This window comes from Arthrobacter sp. E44, assembly GCF_041877125.1.
Lineage (GTDB): Bacteria > Actinomycetota > Actinomycetes > Actinomycetales > Micrococcaceae > Arthrobacter.
Window position 1 is genome coordinate 1 of the sequence record NZ_JBHDJA010000040.1, and the last position, 17,925, is coordinate 17,925.

Here is a 17,925-nt window from a genome sequence, read left to right on the forward strand (position 1 = left end):
AAACGCCGTCAACGCGCCCTCGGCCGGCTGACACCCATCGAGTTTGAGACAATAAAAAACGCGGCCTCAGCCGCGTAAGAAATTATCAACCCCAGCTGTCAACTAAACCTTCAGCAGTCCCGAACTCGTCAGGGACTCTATCTCGTGTCTTACCAACAGCCGCCGCTCGCGATCTGGCTACCCTCATGCGCGAACAGGCGCAAAATGGTGACCGTGTCCTCACTCGGGACCAGGGTGACTCAATAACGACCGCTTTGTGGAGGGGCCTGATAATTGGGGGGCGGCCTGCTGTTAGTAGTGCGCCGCAATGTAGGCGTAGGCCCGGTCAAAAAGTTCCCCGGAGGCTGGCAGCGCGTACTTGACCAGGGCTTTGCGGACCTCAACGCGTACCAGTCGGTCTCCCTGTTGCGTGGCAGACCATCCGTCGTATCGGACTTCCTTAACTATGGAGTCAATGTCCGCCACAACGTGTCCCACGATAATAGGGGTGTCCTTCGGAGCGTATTCTTCGAAGATCTGTGTGAGTGCCCCCACATTCGGGTCGGGCAGCAGGTCCAGCCCGTGCGTACCGGCGGTGTCCTCGGCATTTTCGGCCACGGTGACTTCCCTGGCCAGCTGAAAAATGTCACGCAAAATATCAATCGAGTCCTCGGATCGGCCCATGGTCCGCTCACGAAGTTGGTCAAGGCGTTCGGCAAGGGACTTATAGACGGCATGGTCGCCATTGGGGCCTTGCAGTCGGCGGCGGATCCGGCTCGCGATGGTGTCCATAACCTGCTCGGCCGTCTTGGTCGGGGTCACCTCATCGTCGGGATCCAGGAGCCCTTCATCGATAAGCTTCTTGATCGTTTCAGCGTCGGCGATCACTGCTGTCACGGCACTGTCGCGCACCCGTACGTCGGTTATGTGCCCATGGACCAACTGGAGGGTCTTGGCCCCGAGACGGTGCCAGAGCATTTCATTGGACGTATCGGTCGGCATGACGGCTTGGTAGACCTTGCCGAGCCACCGGTAGTCATCCCGGTAGGTGTCCAGGCGCATGTCCGGATAGCACGCCTCCCAGATCCCTTGGACGATCTGGAAGCGGGCAGCAAAACGGTCCCGAGACTTGTCGGTCGGGATCCGCTGTAGCGCTGCCTGCAGGGAGTCGAAGCCTGCCTGTGTCCGGTCGATCCCCTCGAAGCGTTCCAAGGCCTCCTCAAGCTCTTCGACGAACTGGTCAATAAGCGCGTCGACTTCTATTTCACGCTGTTTGGTTTCCGGGTTGGCCGGCGACATGGCCCGGGCGAATCCATCGCCTAGTCCGACGTAGTCGACGATAAGGCCGTAGCGTTTCTCCTGCCCGGTATCCGGATTCTTCCATCGCCGGTTGGTGCGCGTGATGGTCTGGTAGAGGGTGTGCAGCTTCATCGGCTTATCCAGATAAATGACACCTTCGTTGTCGGCGTTGAACCCGGTGCCTAGCTTGGACGTGACGATGAGGAACTTAAGCGGATCGTGAAGTGCGCGGAACCTGTCCAGCAGGTCTTCTTCTTGCTGTTCACTTAGCTTGTGGCCTTGCCAGGCGCTGGCGTCTTTGGACTGGACGGACATCACGACAGAGCATTCATCTAGAGGCTGCCCGTCCGCGGCGCGCTTAGCCAGCTGGGACTGCAGTTCCTGATCGTAGGCGACACAGAGGGAGCGGTCATTCACCACAACCTGAGCCTTCATGCCCAGCGGATCAACAGTCGAGTAGAAGTGGTCGACGATGTCGGTGCAGACTCTGCGAATGCGTTCAGGGTTGGAGAAGAAGGTGGAGACACTGGATACCTTGTCGGAAAGAAAATCACGCTCAGCCTCACCCAGGCCCTCCTCGTCGACCATCTCTCCGAAGGCCCGCTCAAGGCCGTCCTTATCGATGTGGAACTTCACCAGCCGTGGCTGCACGTGGATGGGCACGGTGGTGCCGTCTGCGATAGAACGGTCCGAGTCATAGGTGTTCAGGGCATGCCCTGGATCCCCGGGATCACCAAACAGCGAAAAAGTGTTGCGGTCAGTGTCGGCAATGGGCGTGCCCGTGAAGCCGAAGAAGCGCGCCTTCGGCAGCGCGGCGCGCAGATGATTGCCGAGCTGGCCTTCCTGGGTCCGGTGGGCTTCGTCGACGAGGACGATGATGTTCTCGCGGTCATTGAGGAGGCCGGCCTCTCGGAACTTATGGACCGTTGTGAAGACGAGCCCGCGCTTATCCCGGGCCAGCGCGGAGCGTAGTTCGGCGGCGGTTTCGGGAGTCTCCAAGCGAGGCATGTCGACAGTCCGGAACTGGTCATAGGTCTGGCGGACGAGCTGTTTGCGATCGGCGATCAAAACAACGGTGGGGTTTTTAAGGCGCGGGTCCTTGAGAAGCCGCGCCGCGGCAAACACCATGGCGAGGGTCTTGCCGGATCCTTGCGTGTGATAGATCAGCCCCTGTTTGCGGCCCGCGTCCAAGGCCCGACGATGCAACGCCATGACGGCCTCATATTGCGGGTAGCGGCACACAATTTTCTTCAGCTTGGGCGCAGCCGAGTGCCTTCGGGTCAGCTCGTACACCGAGAAATCGGCCAGGACGTCCAAGACCGTTCGGGGCGAGAGCAACAGCTCCACACTGCGCTTCACGCGCGGCCAGCCCGACAGGGCAGCATCGTCAGCGGTGGATCCCCACATTTGCCAGGACTCGATGCTTTGCCCGACAGCGCCGTAATGGAATTCGCGGCCCTCAGTCGCGAACGAGAAAACGCCAGGTACGAAGAACTGCGGCCACTGCTTCTCGTATACGTCATGGATATCCCGTGCAGCTTTCACCCACGACATCTTCGTGTCCACGGCGGTTTTTGTCTCCCCTACCACCACGGGTATGCCGTTGACCCACAGCACGATGTCGAACCGGCACGAGTGCCCAGGTACGCCGAATGTCACCTCAGCTGATACGACCAGCGTGTTCGCGGTCGGGTTCGCGAAATCGATCAGCTGAACCGGCTCATGAAATGCTGTGCCCGTGTACTGATGATTTTCGTGGCCTCGCAGCCAGGACGTGAAGGTCTCGTTCGTGCGCACGAGACCGTCATCGGCAACCGCCAGCGGCAGCATCCGCAGCCGCGACAGAATTTCGTGTACGCGCGCAGGATCTTCGGCGATCCTCGGGTTCAGCCGGATCAGCGCGGCGGTTAGGTCCGCTTCGAGCAGCACGGACTCATGCGCCCGTTCCAGGCTTGCACCGGACAAGTACGTCCAGCCAGCGGCCTTCAGTAGCTCAACGATCGGAGCCTGCACCGAATTCGCTTCATTGAACACAGCCGCCACCCTCAACGCTCCCCAGCTCGTCAGATCCGCAACTAGAAGGCCGCGGACATGACCTCATCATATGTGGACGGAATCTCATGCTCCCCCGACAGCAGAACCGTCAAGAGCTCGGAACGGAGCGTCCGCAGCTCATGTTCGGACTCGCGGCAGGCAACTGCATGGTTGATAGCCGATATCAGCAGACGCACCACTGAGGACCACTCCTCTACCGGTGGTATTTTTACGACCGATGACATGAGCGCCTTTTGATTGAGGGTTCGGTTCCTGCCCGCCCCGCCAGGGGAACATAGGTCTAGTAGGCCCTTTCCCTGAGCGGTTTGAAAGAAATGCGCGAGGAGGTCTACGCCGTCGTCCACCGGACTCGCGAATGTCGGAAAGCGGTGGGAAGCGATCATGCCTTCCGTTTCCGGCCCGAGAACAGCCACAGCTCCCTCCCATGCGAAAACGATGTTGAATACCAATTGTCCAGGCCGGACAAAGAACACGCGCTTATTACCGAGAGCTGCTCCTGTGATCGGTGCCTTCAGGAACGCGCCGCGTCCGTGGGACCGTACCCCGATTTCCGTGTAAGTTTCATCTGTTAATACCCTGACGGGTTCAGAAATCCTGGTTAGGTGATCACCCAGCTCTGTTTCGTCCCAGTTCGACTTGGGCATGAAGAGTTGCTCACGCAATTCGTCTACTAGTTCTTCGGCTGTCACAGCGACCTCGGCTGAAGCAGCGATCGATTCATCCATGGCCGTGATCAGATCTGCAATGCGCCTCTGTTCGTCTAGGGGAGGCAGCCACACCCTAAACGCTTCCATTTGTCCCGATGAAACACGGGGCATTCGTGAACCGGCGCTCATATCGGTTGCATATTGAATCGCTTGGCCGCTTCTGAGAAGCAACGCGAGATAGGACGGTGATACGGCCGATTCATCCGCGGTTCGCCAGACCAAGATTTCCTTTGTACAGCAACCTTCTTCCTCCGCGACCGCCACCTTGTTCAGGTAGGGACGGAGCTTGCTGAAGAGAACGTCTCCAGGCTGAAAGAGCGTTGTGGGGCTAACTGTGTCTTGTGAGAGTCCGGACCTCACGATCTTAGGGACGCCTGAAGAGACATGCTCTAGCGCGACGTAGGGCAAATCTGCGACCGTCCCAGGCTGTAAACGTGCCTTCACTTCCACCGCTACATCTGCCAGCGCGGCTTCACGCCATCCCTCACGCATTGAAGCCCGCCGCACTCAGTTTCTCTTCAAGTGCGACTTGAGCTACAGCGAGCCGCGCCTGGGCCTCCCGCATGAGGATGAGGGCTTCCTCCACATTTGCCTCAGCTGCAGTTGCGCCTTTGAGGTAGCGGCCGAGGTTGAGGTCGTAGTTGTTGTCGGCGATCTCAGCCAGAGGTACGAGGCGGAGGCTGAGTCCACCCTCGCCGTCGATGTCTTCGCCGCATTTGTAGGCGGCATTCACGACGTTGATGTCCTCTTCGGACATGGTGTTCTGGTTCTTGCCGGCTTCGAACCGTTTACTGGCGTCGATGAAAAGGACGTGGTTCTTACGGTCGTCGGGTTTCGCAGCGCGGAAGATCAGCAGACAGACAGGGATTGGGGTCGAGTAAAACAGGTTGGTGGGCAGCCCGATAACGGCTTCGAGCCGGTCCTGGTTGAGGATGCACTCACGGATAGCTGCCTCTTTGGCGCCGCGGAACAGCACGCCGTGTGGCATGACGACGCCCACGCGCCCGGTGCCGGGTTTCATGGTGGCGAGCATGTGCTGGATCCATGCGAAGTCGCCGTTCTTGGCAGGCGGGATGCCACAGGAGGCGCGGTTGTGGGGGTCCTTCGCCCATGCATCGGCTCCCCAGTTCTGCAAACTGAATGGCGGATTTGCCAGAGTTATATCAAAGAGTTGGAGTCCGTCACCGTCGAGGAGCTTGGGCTCGCGGAACGTGTCACCGCGGACGATCCGGAAATCTTCAAGGCCATGGAGGTAGAGGTTCATTTTGGCGATGGCGGAGGTGGTCAGGTTGATTTCTTGCCCGAACAGGCGCAGCGTGCGCGGGTCTGCCCCTGCTTCACGGACAGCGGACACCGTCTCGACGAGCATGCCGCCGGAACCGCAGGCGGGGTCAGCGATCGAATCTCCCGGTTTAGGGTCCAAGATCTTTACCAGGAGATGGACCACATGGCGAGGGGTGAAAAACTCTCCGGCCTTTTTGCCGGAAGCTTCCGCGAACTCCCGAAGCAGGTACTCATATGCAGAGCCGAGCATATCGCCATTGACGGAGTCCGGGTCGAGTTTCACTGGGTGGAAGGTGTCCAGCAGGGCGGTAAGAGCCGCTTCAGGCAGGCGCTCCTTGTTGGCCCAGTTCACGTCTCCGAAGACTCCTGAGAGGCTGCTCGGGTTGGCGAGCTGAATGCGCTGCAGCGCCTCGCTGAGCTTGGCGCCGACCTGGATCGCTGTCTGGTGAACGTCAGCCCAGTGGCAGCCGTCCGGAATGGTGAAAGCGTGGTAGTCCGCTTCAATTTCGTCAGTCAGCGATTTGCCGAAGTCGGCGACTGCACGGGCATGCTCATGGTCCCAGCTGTCCGAAATCCATTTGAAGAACATCACGGGAAAGACGTAGGCCTTGAAGTCCCCGGGGTCCACCGGTCCGCGAAGGGCGTTTGCGGCAGCCCACAAAGTGGATTCAAGCTGACGCTGCGTCATGTGCTGTGGCTCGGTGGGGGTGAGGGTCACTAGTCGTTCTCCGTGTCATGTTCAAGCATGTGAGGCGGCCTATGGCCACTCTGGGTCCTAGTGGCTACTATGCCGTACCCGGACTGCAGCAACGGAACATGAGCGTGTCTGCGGCTTGTCACGCGTGGAATGGAGTTGAAGCGCTGTGGGGGACGCGCTTCAAACACGACGGGTTGTGGGCCGCGGAATGATGGTGACTGGCGTGATGGAATCAGTCGCCGGCGGCGTCGCGGATGATTGCTCGTAGCGCGAGTTCGGGGACTGCTCTGGTTGCTTCTCCGAGAATGTATTCGATGGGTACGGCACTCGCGTCTTCAGACACTGAGGTAAGTTTCAGCCAAACATTGGGTTCATATCTGGCTAGTCGCGAGAGTGTAAATAGCACGGACCACCACAAGAGCAACGGATGCGCGGGGAGCATGGTGCGGTCAAGCCTCGGATAGATGTAGTTTTCCCCGTGGTACTCAACTCCCCGCTGGGCCAAGGATGACCCTTCGTCCACGTCTGACGGTTTCGGAAAGAGAAGCGAGACATCCAAATAGGGCTGCGTTCCGTAAAACCCTCGCCCGTAAGGGATGGGCTGTACAGGGTCCGGAAGGCTCCATCCCATCAATGAGGGGTAGCCCGCAAGGAACTCGCCGAGCACTTTCTTTTCCTTGTCTATGACCTTGTCTTCAACGGGGACTCGGGCCCCGGCGGGATCAGCAACGCTGAGCTGTAGTTCCATGGGCAATGGGTAAAGCTGACCTCTTGCTGTCTCCACGCCGGGCACAATAAACGAACTCTCGGGGGTTAGCACCAGCCGCTGGAGTCCGCCACTACCCGGGAGCATGAAACGCTCCGCGCCTGGAAGGAGACCCCAGATCTTGCCTAGTGGCAGCGGCTCACTCATCGGTGACGCGTCGAGGGCTTTGGCGACGACGGGGAAGGAACCATTGGGCAGCCCTTGGACGACCAGTTGGGCAAGGCCTAGGGACGCGGCCCCCTGAAGCTCGCCATCCTTAATGCCGTGACCAGTTAGCTTGTATTCCTTGCCCACCTTGTTGGACGCTGCGGCGACCGCCCGTCCCAGCTGCGACAGCCCGTAAAAGAGCAGTATCGGCTGTGTGGCCGTGCCAATAGAAGAGGCTGCGGTGAAAAGCTGTTCCGCCTGCTCAAGTGCGGCGTTGAAGGTGGCACGCCTGTCACCACCGATCGCCCTCCCCACTTTCTGTGATCGGAGGCTCCGCAGCTCCTGCCAGATTTGTTTGATCGGTGCCGCCTCAAGGTCAGCCCATGTGCTCATATGTGAACAATAGGGCCCGGACTTCAATCAGGCCTGTAAGAGGCACTATCGATCGGCCTGCGTCCGGCAGCCGTCCTGGTGTTGGTCGCCTGTGCATTCCGTGGACAACCAAGGATCCTCTCGCTTTGAAGGCGCGTCGATGAGCAGGTCAATAACGACCTTTCTGATAGCTCCGCAAGGTCGTCCGGGGCGCCAGTTGACGGTTAGTCCTTGTGCGACGGTAAATGCACCCTGGCGGACGGCAGTCCGGCACTGGCTTGCCGAACGCCGGCGAGGGGGCTAAACATGCTCGAACGGTCAGAACTCGAGTGCGGTATCAAAGTCCGTCAAAAGGTGGTGGGCAGCGTTTTTGACTTTCGGGAATCGGCACTCGGACGTATCTGGAATGGTCCGATACGCTGAAGAGGCCGTCCGGACCACAATGCTGATGGCAACGAAAGTGGCGGGAGCACTTGTGGAACGAAAGCAGGATAGCCGGGCAATTCTGTTGGATGCCCTGGCTGTCTATAAAGCATCTGACCTGACGCAAATTCGCATCCGGGCCAGCGCCGGCAGCGATATTGCGAGCGAGGTAGCCTACAGCTGGTTCAAGCACATGCTTAGAACGTCGGAGGCCATCGTGACATTGGCCGATGCCGGTTTTGATGCCGAAATTGCGCCCCTGCGACGATCGCTGATGGAACACTGCACCGCCATGTTTTGGCTGACTCGCTCGCCTGAGAAAGCCGTGAACAGCTTGTTCAAGGCCTATCAACAAACGCTCAAGAAGATCGAAATGGCCACAGCAGGTAAGTGGGACATCAACTACGATCTACTCCGGACAATGGCCGAGGCTGAGATGCCACCAAACGATGAAAACAACCTCCTATCGTTCAAGGCACTGACGGACGCAGAAGAGGCGCAGGCAACGTATGCCGCGTGGCTACAGGAAACCGCGTTTAGCCATGCCGGCTGGTCTACGGGGAGGCTTTACGTCAAGCACGACGGTACTAGGCTGCAACTTCCTGATTCGGATGTCCGGGACAGCTACCGCGTGACCGCCATGTACCTGCTGTTCGCGGCGGACCGCCTCATTGACTTTTGGGAAAATCCGCCGATTCTGCTGCAACAGTCGCATGCGGCCTTGATCACCAGATTGTTTCCTGGGCATTGATGGTGTGGGTGACCCTGTTGCGTTAGACGGCGCCAGAGCGGGCGCCCAAAGTCAGCTGAACATGACTGTCAGTTTTGGGTTACTCCAGCCCGACGTCAGGCTTTCCGACTGATGAGCGTCAGGTTTGGACCCTGGCCAGACCATACCTACCGTGAATGCTGCCTTCCGCTGTGGCCTTCCTGAACATCGCTTCGGCTCTCGACAGGTACCCACGGCCGTGAAGGCTAGCGCCTTTGGACGTCTCCCTGGGTGACGGCTGCTCGATATGGCAGAACTTGAGATCGCCCGCGGACGCAACGCCCTCGCGGGACCGGAGGACTCGTGGCCACCTATATCCGAGTCATAAAAAAATATCCATAAATATAAGAAGTTCCTTATACCGGTTCATACTTTTCTATAGACTGTCCGGGTGGACTCCGACATGAACCCCTTCGCCCCAGGCTCAGGCCTCAAACCGCCGGCGCTGGAGGGACGCGAAGCAGAAATCGAAGCGTTCGACCGCTTGATTGTCAGGACCAAACGCCAAGCCACTGAGCGGGGAATGCTCCTGTCCGGCCTCCGGGGTGTCGGGAAGACCGTTCTGCTGAACAACTTCGTCGCGCAAGCAGAGCGGCATGACTGGTTTGTCGTGCAGATAGAAGCCCAGCCCTCTCCGGAGGGCCGGAAGGCAACCCGGCAAAAACTGGCCCGGGCGATTGAGGCGGGGGCGAGAAGGCTGCGCACCAGGTCTGCCTGGGACTACGTCAAGGATGTCCTGGGCAGCATTGGTTCCTTCAATGTCACCCTCGGCGTTACGGGAGTCTCCGCGACGCTCGGGACCACGGAAGGCCGGGCGGACTCAGGGAACCTGGACATCGACCTCGAGGAGCTTGTTGAAGACATCGCAACAGCCATGGGCAAATCCCGCAGCGGATTCGGAATCTTCATCGACGAAATGCAGGACCTGGACGAGGAACTTCTGGGCGCACTGATCTCGGTCCAACACCTGGCCGGCCAGAAAGGCTGGCCGTTCTTCATCATTGGGGCCGGGCTGCCCAACCTGCCCGGAAAGCTCAGCGCCACGAGGTCCTACTCTGAGCGCCTCTTTGACTACCGCACCATCGGAGCCCTTGACCACGCTTCGGCGGCGGACGCCATCAGCCTGCCGATGAACCGGCTGGGTGCGCACCTGGAAGCAGATGCACTGCGGGCGCTCGTCACCGCGGCCGACGGTTATCCCTTCTTCCTGCAGGCCTACGGCAAGGCCGTTTGGGACGTATCCTCCAGCAAAACAGTCAACCTTGACGATGCCCGGCTGGCCATAGAAATAGGGACAGAACAACTCGACGCAGGCTTTTTCAGATCTCGCTGGCAACGGGCGACACCAGCAGAACGCCAGTATCTCCGGGCCATGGCCGAGGACCACGACGAAGCCTCATCTACTGCCCAAGTGGCCTCACGACTTAGCCGTGCAGCCAGCCAGCTGACCGTCGCCCGATCCAGCCTGATATCCAAAGGCCTTATCTACGCCCCCGATCACGGCGCCGTCCGATTCACAGTCCCCGGCATGTCAGGCTTCATCGGTCGGCAGTTCGAAGATTAGCCAGTCGGGGCTCGCCGGAACCATCCCCGAACCTTAGACCTCGGGGCAGATGGCGCCGGAACATAGCTTCCCGCGGAGACCGTCCCGGATCCAAGGAAAGGTCTCGGTTGTCTACGCGTTCTCGGTACGGGCAGCGACTTTGCGAAGTCGGTTCTTGGCACCATGTTCGACCAGAGTGGGGATGTAGGTGCGGATCCGGCCACTGTCCAGGAGTTCATACTCTTCGGCTACGACGCCGGCGATGACTTTCCGGGGCGTTTCCGGGAAGCGCGCGGCGAGGCGGTTGGTGACCTTGGCGATGGTTTCATGCTTTTCCGTGTCGTCCATGGTTCAGTCTGAATGGCCAGTGGCCGCGGCGTCCATCAGCCTGCTTACGGCTTAGGGCGGCAGGCACTGGCGTAATGCGGAACCCGGGTTCCTGCGCCCGTGCGCGCCGGTGGACGGTTCGCAGTCCAGCTCCCCCACAGCCGAATGCCGGTTGCTTAGGAGATCAGTGGTCTTCCAGATCGAAGTCCAGGTCCAGGTCTTCGCGGGAGTGGAGCTGGCGCCAAGCGGTGGTGGGCCGTGCGGTAGGCAAGGTGGCGGCGATGGGCATTCGGTCCACGGCAACCAGCTGGTCCAGGTCCAGCCCTGTGAGGCTGGCGATGTCCCTGATGGGCACCTGGAAGGTGCGGAATGGCCCCAACGGGGGCGCATCGCCGGTGAGGCCGGGGCGGGGAACGTCCGGCAGGTCACCGAGCTGGGGCGTTTGGTCCACGATGTAGCCGGTCGCGGCCAGCTCTCCATCGTGCAGGAAGGCAGCGACCTTGAAGAACTGTAAGGGAATGTCGACGCCGCGGTAGACCGGGTCAACGTCACTGAAAATGGGTCCGGTAAAGACTACGAGCCGGCGGCCATGGTCGGCTGCGTTATCGAGCAGGTAGGACTCCATTCCCAGCCACAGCTCCAGCCCCTGGTTGAACTTGGCCGCCTGCGGGGCTGCGTTCGTGTAGTGGAACGTGTCCTCGTTGGCCTGTGCGGCCTCGGCGCGGGTGTCGCCCCACACCGCTGAGGCCCGGCGGACCAGGTGGCCGCGGTCGATGTCGTTGCGGGCGTATACCCTTTCACCGGTCTGCTGGTCCTCGCCAAGCCGGGGGTCAAGCCGCCACTGGATGCCGGACCTGTCCAGGTCCATTAGCTTCGCCCCGTCAATCCCCAAGGCAGTCACCGCGGCGAGACGCTTATCTGGCCGCATGAGCACGGAGAAGTGCGTGTAAGGCAGCAATACCGTCTCAGCACCGGGCAGGGCCGGAACTGGCACGGCCGGACCGAGGAAATTGACGTCGAACCCCGCCCGGCCCGACAGCTCACGGGCCGCGGCGGCAGGCATCTGTCCCAGCAAGAGTTCATCCATCCGCCGACCCTAACAGCGGCACATGACACTGCGGTGAACGCGGACATTCCTGTCATTCTCTGGGGTCTCTCGGCAGGGTTACGCACCCCGCCAGCGCGGTCCGTTTCTAGCGCCAGCGGAAGGATTCCAGCGCGAGAAGCAGGGGAGCGGGACCGCCTTTCAGGAGGTCCACGGGGCGGGCTCCACCGAGTTCCCGGGACGGTGTGATCATCCAGACCGTGAAGTAGTTGTGCGGGATTCTCAGTTCCATCGCCCGCTGGAAAAGGTCCACAACGGTCGGTTGGAGCCGGCCGCCGGCGAGGAACTGAAACCCCGGACAGTAGGTGCCGTCGTCAATGATCTGTTTACCGGACTAAGTCGATGGTTAACGCGCGTGTCTCCAACCTGGGACGAGCCCTGTCAGCGTCATGCTTTGGTCATGGATCTCTCGGATTGCAGTCGGGATGGGCATCGAGCGGAGGGGCTGACTGTCGCGAACGTCGGGCGGGTGATTCCTCGCTCCGGTGTTCCCGGGTTCGTTATCCTCGACGCGGTGGGCGAGGAGTTCGCTCCTGCCACGGAGTATCTGCTTGACCTGGCAGCGTCGGACCGTTCGCCTCAGACGGTACGAAGCTATGCCTTGTCGTTGCTTCGGTTCCTTCGATTTTTGTGGGCTGTCGGGGTCAGCTGGGAGCAGGCAACGTCCCTTGAAGCGCGTGACTTCGTGTTGTGGGCGCGCCAGGCCGAGAAGTTCGTCGGGAATCGTAACGTCCCTCAGCGGCGGGGGAGCCGGAACCTTGTCACGGGAAAGAAGCATCTCGGAGTGCGTTACTCGCCCTCGACGATCAACCACACGACGACGGTGTGTAAGGAGTTTTACGCTTTCCAGCTTCGGATGGGTGACGGGCCTATCGTGAATCCTTTCGAGCTGCGTCGTGGGCGATCCCATGCGCATCATGATCCTCAGCGGGAGTTTGCTCTGGTGCGGCGCCAGCCCTTGCGTCAGCGCCAGGCAAACCGGGTGCCCAGATCAATCCCGGATGGTAAGTTCAACGATCTGTTCCGGCGTTTGCGGTCCAACAGGGATCGGGCGTTGGTGGCGTTCTATGTCAGCAGCGGTGCGCGGGCGAGCGAGCTGCTCGGGCTCACGGGCGACCGGGTCAACGTGGGTGACCAGCTGATCGGCGTTTACCGCAAAGGTGGCCAGCTGCAATGGTTACCCGCGGCTCCTGATGCTTTCGTATGGCTTCGGCTGTATCAGCTCGAAGGAGGCGTTGCCGGCCCGGATGAGCCGGTTTGGCTCACGCTGCGGGGCGAGCCCCGTCCTCTGACCTACGAAGCCATGCGCGCCGTCCTGAGACGCTGCAACGACCTTCTCGGTTCGAACTGGACGCTGCACGATCTGCGGCACACGTTCGCGATCCGAGCGCTCGAGGGCGGGATGGGCCTTCACGAAGTCCAGCAGTTACTGGGTCACCAGTCGCTGACTACGACCACGGTCTACGCGGTTCCACGTCTGGAGGAAGTCATCGAGCATTACCGAACCCATCTGAGCAGCAGGACTTCCCCTGCCGCTGACAGTTCACCGGCCGGTCAGCCCTATAACCCCGATGAGTTGCGCGTGCTTTGGGGGAACCAGTGACAACTCCGCCCATCAATAAGATCCAGACCGCACGACGAAGCTGGAATGACCACACGCCGCCACCACAGGGACAACAACCGCCTGCACTGCCGCCCATCCCGCCTGGACCGCTGACCAGCGCCAGCATTGAGGACATCATCAACCGTCTTGAGCACTGCCGCCCGTACTGGCCACAGGTGCATGAGCACAGGGCGCGCATTCGGCGCTTACTCGGTCATCTGAGGCAGTTGCCGGGTGAAACCTGGCAGGATCGCTGGGCGCTGTTCGAGGGCCAGGTCGGGCATGACGCTCTGACGTGGCGGCTCAGAATAGCCGGTGGTTCAAGCAAGAACACGAAGAATCGCAACGAGGTCGAAGGACTCAATGCGGCGATGGGACCGCTGCTGGCTCTGGACGTCATGCGCCCGTCCCACCGGTGGCTCGCGGGTCAGCGCTTTGCCTTCTGGAAAGCACTCAGCCGGTTCCGGGATCCCGCCCACACAGCTGAACTCGAAAACGCCCTCGTCCATGCGAAGGCTTCACCGGCCCAGGCCACTAGCGGGATCCTGACCTTAGGTCGCATTCAGGCCCATACAGGCAAATCGATCCGCCAGCTCACAGCCGAAGACATCCTCGACCTGACTACCCAGCTTCCCGGGAAGCTGATCGACGTCAGCCGCAGCGGGCTGACCGCCGTATGGCCCGTGTTGCACGGGCTGGGATGGATCAGACACGATTCCGGGACCATGCCTACACGGCTCCGCGTCGGACCGAAAACGGTGGATGAGATGGTCGACTACTACGGCATCACCGGCCCCTGCCGGGAACCACTCATCCGCTATCTGCAGGTCCGGTCGGCTGGCCTCGACTACGCCTCGCTCTGTGCTTTGGGCAGGTATCTGGCCGGCCTCTTCTTCGCCGACATCGTCAAGCACGACCCTGACCAACGCAGCTTCGCACTGACTCCGGAGCAGGCTGCTGGCTGGAAAGCCAGGGTCAAAGTCAAGGCCGACGGCTCGCCGCGCCGGGAAGTTTACAGCGTCTTCTTCTCCGTCCGGGCGTTCTATCTCGACATCAGCCAATGGGCACTCGAAGATGCCTTCTGGGCGCAATGGGTCGCTCCAAGCCCCGTAACCTTCGCGGAAACCCGTGGTTACGTGAAGCACCGGCGCGCGACCATCGCAACGATGCAACAGCGCACCCGTGAACTGGCTCCCGTGTTGCCCCGTCTGGTGGAGGCTGCCGAACAGGCCCTCCGCGCAGCAGAAGCAACCCTGGCGGATGCCAAGATGGCCGGCGCCGGCCAAACTATCGACATGGACGGCGAGGCTTGGGAAGTCTTCCAGAGCAGTGAATATGCACATGTCCGGATTCGGCGCAATGGAAAGGACCGGGACCTGTCCTTTGAGGAGGACAACGCCTTTTGGACTTGGGCGCTTGTTGAGACACTTCGACACACCGGTGCACGGATCGAAGAAGTCCTCGAGTTGGTGCACATGAGCATCCAGCCCTACAAGGTTCCAGCGACCGGAGAGACCATACCGCTGCTGCACTTCGCTCCGAGCAAGACCGACACCGAGCGTCTGATGGTGGCAGGCCCCGAGCTCGTGCACGTGCTGTACCGAGTGCTTTCTCGTATCACCAAGGACACGGGTAGTGCACCGCTGACACAGCGATGGGACTCAGCTGAGAAAGTGCTGAGCTCACCCCTGCCGCACCTGTTCGTCCGCCGCCGTGGCGCCGGACCGCCGAACGTGATGACGACGGCCACCGTCTCCACGCTGCTCAATGACTTGGCGCGACGCGCACATATCAAGGTCAGCGGTGCCGAGGTGAGGTTCACCCCGCACGATTTCCGTCGCATCTTCGCAACCGAGGCACTTGCCAGCGGTCTGCCTCCACACATCGTGCAGGTGCTGATGGGGCACGCCAGCCTGGCGACGACCCAGGGATACGCAGCGATCTATCCCAGGGACGTCATCCGGCACCACCGCACCTTCATCGAAAAGCGACGGGTCATTCGGCCCACCGAAGAATACCGCGAACCAACCGCGGCCGAATGGGACGAATTCGAAGCCCATTTCGTGCAACGCAAACTCAGCCTGGGCAGCTGCGGACGGGCATACGGAACAGGCTGTCAACACGAACACGCCTGCCTCCGCTGTGCCCTTCTCCGTCCGGATCCCAGCCAGATCAACAGGCTGCAGGACATCATCGACAACCTCGAAGAACGCATTACCGAAGCCGAACAACACGGCTGGATCGGTGATGCCGAAGGACTCCGGGTTACGCTCAACAGCGCTGAAATGAAGCTCGCCCAGATGTTCAAGCTGCAGAGTCGCCAAATGCCCGGCGCCGTCGACTTAGGAATCCCAACGGTCGGGCGGCCGAACCGACACGCCGATCCACCTAAGCCGGATAGTCAGATGAGTTGAATATATTCACGGTATGAGCAAACGTGAGATGAGAGAACCAACGTTCATGGTGCTGTCGGTTCTGGCCCAAGGATCGCAGCACGGATACGCACTTCTCGCCGAGACCAAGAGACTTTCCGAGGGCCGCGTGGCCCTGCAGCCGGGAACTCTGTATGCCTCTTTGGATCGGCTACGAGAAGAAGGTCTCATCATCGTGGTCCGTGAAGAAATCGTGGGGAGCAGGCTCCGCCGTTACTACGACCTGACTGACGCCGGAGTCGATGAACTCCATCGGGAAGTGAAAAGACTCGACGCGAACGTTCGCCTGGCCAAAGCCAGCCTTCAACTCCGTCCGGCCGGAGGTCTGGCATGAGCGAAACACTGACATCCTTGGAATCCAGCTATCGCCGGGCACTGTTGGCCTACCCGAGAAGTTGGCGAAAGCGCAACGGCGACGAAATGCTGGGAGTCCTCATGGACGCTGCCGAGCAGGAACGCAGGACCGTCGCATCCACTTCGGAGCTGTTCAACCTGATCGGTGCCGGCCTAACTACGCGATGCGAACGCATTCTGGGCGGCATTCCGGCGCAGGCGCGAGACAACGTCTCATGCATGGCTTTGACGGTTGCTTCTATCTTCGCCGCCATCATGCTTGTCCTAGGTGAGCTTGGGCGATGGTTCCGATACAACAGCTACGCCCCCGGCCCAGGGCTTTTCGCCTCATTCACCACCCCAGCTGCGCTGACTTATGTGCTGGTTCTGGCAGCTTTTGGAGCAGCAGTTCTCGGTCTGAGTGGTCTGCGACGAATCCTCCTAGGCCTTTCAATCCTCACGGCTGTGACTACACCGCTGATGTCATCAGCAATCAACGGCGTGGTTTCCGTGAGTTGGCCGGTGCTGGCAGTCTTCATTGGCGGCTCAATCCTGAGTCTGGTCGGCGATCCCGTACACACTGCAACGCTTCGCCGCGTGCTGACGATTGGCGCACCTTTAGGTGCCCTGATATTGGGCTTCACCAGCTACCTGCAGGGAGGAGGAGCTCAAAGGTTCTTCTACCCAGGCGGCGCCGCCATGTCTGCTGAAATCCTGTCCCTAGCTGGAGGTTCACTGCTCGTGGCAGGTCTTCTGACCTGGGGCATTCAGGGGCGACTCCGGCCAATCGCGGTACTGCTCGCCATCGCATTATTGCCCCTCCCCATCAAAGCGCTCTTCGTCCTCTACATACCCATCCCGCTCTGGGGGGCAATTGCCGCCGCATGCCTGACAGCGGGCGCATTCGTAGCCTGGAACACTCGTCTAAGCCAGATCTCCAAACGAAAGGGTGACCTCTAAGTCGGCGCCATGCGAACTTCCTATTCTCGGCTGACTGGTGCTTAGCCGGCACTGACACGAACTGGATCGGGACACCCTCCGTAGTCCGGATAAGAAGACGCGGACAAGCTGCTGCATCACCGGTTCAGGGTCATCGATGAGCTCAGCAAACCTGCGGCGGACCTGGGCCAGGGACGGCAGGGTGAACTCCGCCCTGATCGCCTCCCACGTCTGATCACTGATCGGTCCCGGACTCCTCGGGGGCCGGGACTCAGGAGCCGTCATCGATGGACTCCAGCAGCCACTGTGTTGCGAGCGGTTCACGGCGGATCGTGAAGGTCCGCAGCGCCGAGTCGGAGCCGAGCCGGACCTGGACGCGCCAGTACTCGATGCTGACCATGTCGCCGCTGCCCACGGCCGCGGTCCGCCGGGTGTCCCACCAAGCGTCCCGTCCGTACCAGTGCTGGGTTTCGGTGTCGGGATCGACAATCCAGATCCGTCCGTCGTAGCGGATGGCGAGGGGCTTGCCTGCCGAGTCGGTCCGGACCTGGAAATCGTGAGTCCGTGTGGGGGCTTCGGGCGTGAGGGTCATGGGGTGTTCTTTCGTGGTGCGGTCATGCGTGTGGCTTGTGGTTAGGCGGCTTTGACGAGGGGGAGTTCATCCCAGTGGGTGGTGTAGCGGGGGGAGAGCATGTCCCGTTTCATGGTCCAGTCCAGACCGGTCTTGATGCCGGCGTGGCCGAGGCCGATGGCGCCGCGCCCGTACCGGCGGGTCACGTCTTCCAGGAGTGTTCCGACGCGGCGTTCCTCGTGCGGGTTTACGAACAGGGCCAAGGGTGCCTGGTTGCCGGTGGGCCGCAGGTCGGTGACCATGATCCCGGCCCTGGCGTACTTCACGCCTTCATGGATGGGGACTGTGGAATTAACGGTGTATCCGGCTCGACACGCCAGGCGGTCTGCTTGGCAGGAATGAGCTGGATATGCCGGTGACACTGGATGCCGTGAAGACTGCGGACACCACTGCGAAACCGAAGGAAGATTCGGAGGCTGAGGCCGCCCGTGAGCTGGTGAGGATGGCCCGTGAACAGGGATTGTCTCTGACTGGTCCGGACGGGCTGCTCAAACAGCTGACCAAGACGGTCATA

14 protein-coding genes and 2 pseudogenes are annotated in these 17,925 nt (G+C 60.7%); 7 read left to right on the forward strand and 9 right to left on the reverse strand.

Going from position 1 to position 17,925, the window contains the following annotated elements:
* Nucleotides 1-291: 291 nt before the first annotated feature.
* The 4 genes from ACETK3_RS20840 to ACETK3_RS20855 form a co-directional block, all read right to left on the reverse strand.
* Nucleotides 292-3,312 (reverse strand): type I restriction endonuclease subunit R, encoded by a 3,021-nt coding sequence (locus tag ACETK3_RS20840; protein ID WP_373993548.1) that lies wholly within the window; start codon nt 3,310-3,312, stop codon nt 292-294.
* 41 nt (nt 3,313-3,353) lie between these two features.
* The gene (locus ACETK3_RS20845; RefSeq protein WP_373993549.1) at nt 3,354-4,532 is read right to left on the reverse strand and encodes a restriction endonuclease subunit S; all 1,179 of its coding nucleotides are present in this window, start codon (nt 4,530-4,532) and stop codon (nt 3,354-3,356) included.
* Complete coding sequence (locus ACETK3_RS20850) at nt 4,525-6,012, reverse strand: N-6 DNA methylase (protein WP_373993550.1); 1,488 nt, start codon at nt 6,010-6,012, stop codon at nt 4,525-4,527. The genes ACETK3_RS20845 and ACETK3_RS20850 overlap by 8 nt, the downstream gene beginning before the upstream one ends.
* Nucleotides 6,013-6,253: 241 nt before the next feature.
* On the reverse strand, nt 6,254-7,327 hold the full coding sequence (locus tag ACETK3_RS20855; RefSeq protein ID WP_373993551.1) for a YaaC family protein: 1,074 nt from the start codon (nt 7,325-7,327) through the stop codon (nt 6,254-6,256).
* 427 nt (nt 7,328-7,754) lie between these two features.
* Between ACETK3_RS20855 and ACETK3_RS20860 the strand changes: the two genes are divergently transcribed.
* Nucleotides 7,755-8,480: a DUF5677 domain-containing protein gene (locus tag ACETK3_RS20860; protein ID WP_373993552.1), complete on the forward strand. Its 726-nt coding sequence runs from the start codon at nt 7,755-7,757 to the stop codon at nt 8,478-8,480.
* 409 nt (nt 8,481-8,889) lie between these two features.
* Nucleotides 8,890-10,062 (forward strand): AAA family ATPase, encoded by a 1,173-nt coding sequence (locus tag ACETK3_RS20865; RefSeq protein WP_373993553.1) that lies wholly within the window; start codon nt 8,890-8,892, stop codon nt 10,060-10,062.
* Nucleotides 10,063-10,173: 111 nt separating this feature from the next.
* Here the strand turns inward: ACETK3_RS20865 and ACETK3_RS20870 are convergent, their stop codons facing one another.
* The 3 genes from ACETK3_RS20870 to ACETK3_RS20880 all read right to left on the reverse strand — a co-directional run bounded on the left by ACETK3_RS20870 (nt 10,174) and on the right by ACETK3_RS20880 (nt 11,705).
* Entirely contained in the window at nt 10,174-10,389 is a 216-nt protein-coding gene (locus ACETK3_RS20870; RefSeq protein WP_373993554.1) for a three-helix bundle dimerization domain-containing protein, read from the reverse strand.
* Between the two features lie 163 nt (nt 10,390-10,552).
* Nucleotides 10,553-11,455, reverse strand: a complete 903-nt coding sequence (locus ACETK3_RS20875) for a DNA/RNA non-specific endonuclease (RefSeq protein ID WP_373993555.1) — start codon at nt 11,453-11,455, stop codon at nt 10,553-10,555.
* Between the two features lie 106 nt (nt 11,456-11,561).
* Entirely contained in the window at nt 11,562-11,705 is a 144-nt protein-coding gene (locus tag ACETK3_RS20880; RefSeq protein ID WP_373993556.1) for a hypothetical protein, read from the reverse strand.
* A 168-nt stretch (nt 11,706-11,873) separates the two neighbouring features.
* Between ACETK3_RS20880 and ACETK3_RS20885 the strand changes: the two genes are divergently transcribed.
* The 4 genes from ACETK3_RS20885 to ACETK3_RS20900 are packed head-to-tail and all read left to right on the forward strand — an operon-like array spanning nt 11,874 to nt 16,801.
* Nucleotides 11,874-13,076 (forward strand): tyrosine-type recombinase/integrase, encoded by a 1,203-nt coding sequence (locus ACETK3_RS20885; protein ID WP_373993557.1) that lies wholly within the window; start codon nt 11,874-11,876, stop codon nt 13,074-13,076.
* Nucleotides 13,073-15,490 carry a tyrosine-type recombinase/integrase gene (locus ACETK3_RS20890; RefSeq protein WP_373993558.1) on the forward strand — a complete coding sequence of 806 codons (2,418 nt, stop codon included), beginning with the start codon at nt 13,073-13,075 and terminating at the stop codon, nt 15,488-15,490. The genes ACETK3_RS20885 and ACETK3_RS20890 overlap by 4 nt, the downstream gene beginning before the upstream one ends.
* 13 nt (nt 15,491-15,503) lie before the next feature.
* Entirely contained in the window at nt 15,504-15,842 is a 339-nt protein-coding gene (locus tag ACETK3_RS20895) for a PadR family transcriptional regulator (protein ID WP_373993559.1), read from the forward strand.
* On the forward strand, nt 15,839-16,801 hold the full coding sequence (locus ACETK3_RS20900; protein ID WP_373993560.1) for a hypothetical protein: 963 nt from the start codon (nt 15,839-15,841) through the stop codon (nt 16,799-16,801). The genes ACETK3_RS20895 and ACETK3_RS20900 overlap by 4 nt, the downstream gene beginning before the upstream one ends.
* A gap of 250 nt (nt 16,802-17,051) precedes the next feature.
* On the opposite strand, the gene ACETK3_RS20905 is transcribed toward ACETK3_RS20900, so the two are convergent.
* Both ACETK3_RS20905 and ACETK3_RS20910 read right to left on the reverse strand, forming a co-directional pair.
* A complete protein-coding gene (locus ACETK3_RS20905) occupies nt 17,052-17,372 on the reverse strand; it encodes a hypothetical protein (protein WP_373993561.1) in 321 nt (106 codons plus the stop codon).
* 41 nt (nt 17,373-17,413) lie between these two features.
* Nucleotides 17,414-17,689, reverse strand: a pseudogene (locus tag ACETK3_RS20910) (DUF4113 domain-containing protein); the annotation flags it as partial.
* 71 nt (nt 17,690-17,760) lie between these two features.
* Here ACETK3_RS20910 and ACETK3_RS20915 point away from each other — a divergent pair.
* Nucleotides 17,761-17,925: pseudogene (locus ACETK3_RS20915) on the forward strand (IS256 family transposase); the annotation flags it as partial.